Raw genomic sequence first — 3,081 nt, 5'->3', positions numbered from 1 at the left:
ACCCGATCGCCCATACCCACAAACTGCGGCAACGCTCGACTATCCCCAACACAGGTGCGGATTGATCGCAACTGTAAGCGATCAGCATTCTGCTGCACTTTTTTCAACCGCTGGGGACTGCGATCGCAGGCCCAGACAGTTCCCTGATCAGCCATTAACTCAGCTAGATGGGTTGTTTTGCCTCCAGGCGCAGCACAGGCATCGATCACAACCTCACCCGGTTGGGGATTGACAATCTGGCTCACCAGTTGGGCGCTGCTATCTTGCACCATCCACCAGCCCTCAGCAAATCCTGGTAGGTGTTGCACCGATCCTACAGGGGCGGTTAGTCGCAATCCTTGGGGCAAGGAAGGCAAGGGTTGGGCGGTGATCCCGATCGCCTGCATAGCTGCTATTACCTCCTCTACAGTGGTTCGCAGCAGGTTCACGCGCAGATCGATCGTTGGTGGTTGGTTAAACCATTGACACAGCAATTCTGTTTCCACTGGCCCGAACTGCTCTAGCCACGTTTGCACAATCCAGTCTGGATAACTATGGAGAATGCCTAACCGAGCCACAACTGTATCTGGTAAGCGTAGTGGATCCGTGGTTGCACACTGGCGCAGATAGGCACGCAGAATGCCGTTAACGACACCTGTAAGGCCAGTTAACCCCTGTTGCCGGGCTAGCTCAACGCTAGTATCGACTGCTGCTGAGGGTGGCACATGGCTGAGATACCGCAATTGATACAGTCCTAGATGCAAGATTAACCGCAAATCTAGGGGTTGCTGGTGGGCAGGCTTAGTTGCCAGTTGATCTATCAGGGCATCTAGGGTGCGCTGCCGACGAACGATGCCATACACTAACTCAGTAACAAGGGAACGATCGGCCACTGACAGGTTGGCACGTTGTAGGGTCTGGTCGAGAGCAGCATCAGCAAAGGCCCCGCGGGTAATCGAGCGCAGCGTCGCTAGGGCTAATTGTCTGGCTTGTCCACTCAAGGAAATCTACTCAGTGCTTGCGGCAATGTCAGCAAGAATGATCTTGGCACCATTATCAGGTTAGTTGTTGCCAATGAATAAAAGTCTGGTCAGGGTGGGGTGCAAACTGGCTGTAGTGTGTCGAGTCAGCCATTGTGGAGGAGCAATTGCAATAGGTGAATCCTCAACTAGATCTTGCGGAAGTGACGTTCCCAGCATCCCCTGCCTCCTTTCCGTAAAGAACCAAGCAAGAGATGGAGAGCGCCGTCCCCCAATAGTTGCTAGTGCATAAACTAGCCTGTTACTTGCCGAATCAGGTCTTTAATCACGTTGTCTTTTAGCATAAGTAACTGTGAAGCAGACAGCAATAATTCTACAACTTGCTCACGATCGGCCTCTTTGATAGAGTCCTGAACCTTGCGCAATTCAAACTGTTGTTCCAGCGTTAAGTCTAGTGAACTAAAATCCATAGGGTACTCTCCTTAGGGTAATGATTATCGCCAGCAGTGCTCCTAGTAACACCTGCGTATTCCCTACAACAGGATGTTACGGGGAGCAATTTTCTTCACCAAATCTCGAATCACGTTATCTTTTATCATCAGCAATCGTGACACCTCTAGCAGCAACTCTGCCGCTTGTTCGCGACTCATGCCATGGGCAGATTCCTCCATTAGGCGCATCCGAAATTGCTGCTCTAGGGTGAGGTCAAATGATGATGGATCCATAGTTGTTCTCCATAAACGACGACCACGTACATTCAGGCATTGGTGCTAATAGATTGCCCGGTTCTTGCCGTCAAACTATTCAACACCGCGCAGGCTCGTAGCATCCTTTATTCAAGGGCTAGCGAAGCCACACCGAATAATTGCTATCCAAGAAACACTAATGACACAAAATGTAATGTTTCATGGATTACAGTTTTTCAGGCTTGCCCCTAGGCTAACTGGCAGAAAAGGCTCTATATCTTGCCTCATCCAATATGTTAACTAATATTAAAAACATTTGACAAAAGTACGCTAGTTTCTCATAAATCGCGCAATTCCAGAATGTTTTGGATGTTAACGTCTCCTGTAGTTATTTGTTCCAGGGGAAGAAGGCCGTCCAAGGCAGCTTAATCAATGTGAAGGGACAAAGGACGAATGCCCGGTATTCCGTAGCCGTAGGTGTGTATTCAATCGCTCGTAGGGCTAATCGCAACGAGAAGGTTACCTTACTCCCCACATCTAGTTTGGCAGGATTGATCAGCACCTTACTGATTTCGTAGCCGCTGCCGTCAGCTTTGCGCTTTAGGATATCTTCAGCAGTGATAGTTTCTTGCAGGGATTTGCCCGAATCTACAGCACTGAATGGCTGTACCCGCCACAGATCCGGGCTGAGATCGGTAGAAATGCGAATGACCCGCCGCGATCGCCCACTCGGATCAGCAAGGGCGCTGCGATCCCAGTCTACATAAACCATATGGCGATCGGACTTGTTTTGAATAGTGATGGCAATATCCTTCAGGCCGTCGTAGTTATAGCGGCGCTTAAACCCAAATTTCAGGGTCACAATGTCTTGAAAGTTGTATTGCTGCAACTGTTGGGTAATCAACGCCTGATCGGTGACCACCATAAACTGCTTGTCTAAGGATTTGATTGCTTGGTCGATGACATAGACCACGCAGGTGACATAGACAATCAGAATCAGCAAGTCAATAACAGTGGGCATTGGGGATCAGTAGCTAGTCATGGCTTACAGGTAGAGATTACCTACGGCTAAATGCCTGCGGTTGAACACTGGCACCTAGCGTTCATAGGTACTCCTCATTTTTCCTAACACCTGCTAGGTTATACAGTAATTGATGCATTGTATGTCATGTTGCCGAATCAACGCTGGCAAATTGCACCCGCTCAACCAGAGCGAGCTGCTGAGCTTGCCCACATCACCCAACTTTCACCCTTAATTACTCAGGTGCTGCTCAATCGAGGGTTACAGACCTCTGAACAGATGCAAGCATTTTTGGATCCAGATTCAGACGCATTGCCGTCACCGCTGGAAGCGTTTTCTGATCTGGCGACTAGCTTGGAGTTACTGCAACAGGCGATCGTGCTCCGCCACAAAATTGCTATCTGTGGTGACTATG

General features: G+C 49.4%; 5 protein-coding genes. 1 reads left to right on the top strand and 4 read right to left on the bottom strand.

Annotated features, from left to right (window positions below; translation table 11 throughout):
- The 4 genes from rsmB to NZ772_16430 form a co-directional block, all read right to left on the bottom strand.
- The coding region (gene rsmB, locus NZ772_16445) for a 16S rRNA (cytosine(967)-C(5))-methyltransferase RsmB (protein MCS6815145.1) at positions 1-980 on the bottom strand (980 nt) is incomplete at its 3' end.
- A gap of 272 nt (positions 981-1,252) precedes the next feature.
- On the bottom strand, positions 1,253-1,429 hold the full coding sequence (locus NZ772_16440; protein MCS6815144.1) for an NblA/ycf18 family protein: 177 nt from the start codon (positions 1,427-1,429) through the stop codon (positions 1,253-1,255).
- Between the two features lie 63 nt (positions 1,430-1,492).
- Positions 1,493-1,684 carry an NblA/ycf18 family protein gene (locus NZ772_16435; GenBank protein MCS6815143.1) on the bottom strand — a complete coding sequence of 64 codons (192 nt, stop codon included), beginning with the start codon at positions 1,682-1,684 and terminating at the stop codon, positions 1,493-1,495.
- Between the two features lie 349 nt (positions 1,685-2,033).
- Complete coding sequence (locus tag NZ772_16430) at positions 2,034-2,666, bottom strand: hypothetical protein (protein ID MCS6815142.1); 633 nt, start codon at positions 2,664-2,666, stop codon at positions 2,034-2,036.
- A 147-nt stretch (positions 2,667-2,813) separates the two neighbouring features.
- Here NZ772_16430 and NZ772_16425 point away from each other — a divergent pair.
- On the top strand, positions 2,814-3,081 hold a 268-nt coding region (locus NZ772_16425; GenBank protein MCS6815141.1), incomplete at its 3' end, for a single-stranded-DNA-specific exonuclease RecJ.

The organism is Cyanobacteriota bacterium (assembly GCA_025054735.1).
Lineage (GTDB): Bacteria > Cyanobacteriota > Cyanobacteriia > SKYG9 > SKYG9 > SKYG9.
Note: the sequence above shows the minus strand (reverse complement) of the source record. Positions and strands in the feature narration are given on the sequence as shown.

What these genes read in the sequence shown, in the direction of transcription:
- NZ772_16440 (MCS6815144.1), bottom strand. Translation starts at nt 1,429, where the DNA reads ATGGATTTTAGTTCACTAGACTTAACGCTGGAACAACAGTTTGAATTG.
- NZ772_16435 (MCS6815143.1), bottom strand. Translation starts at nt 1,684, where the DNA reads ATGGATCCATCATCATTTGACCTCACCCTAGAGCAGCAATTTCGGATG.
- NZ772_16430 (MCS6815142.1), bottom strand. Translation starts at nt 2,666, where the DNA reads ATGCCCACTGTTATTGACTTGCTGATTCTGATTGTCTATGTCACCTGC.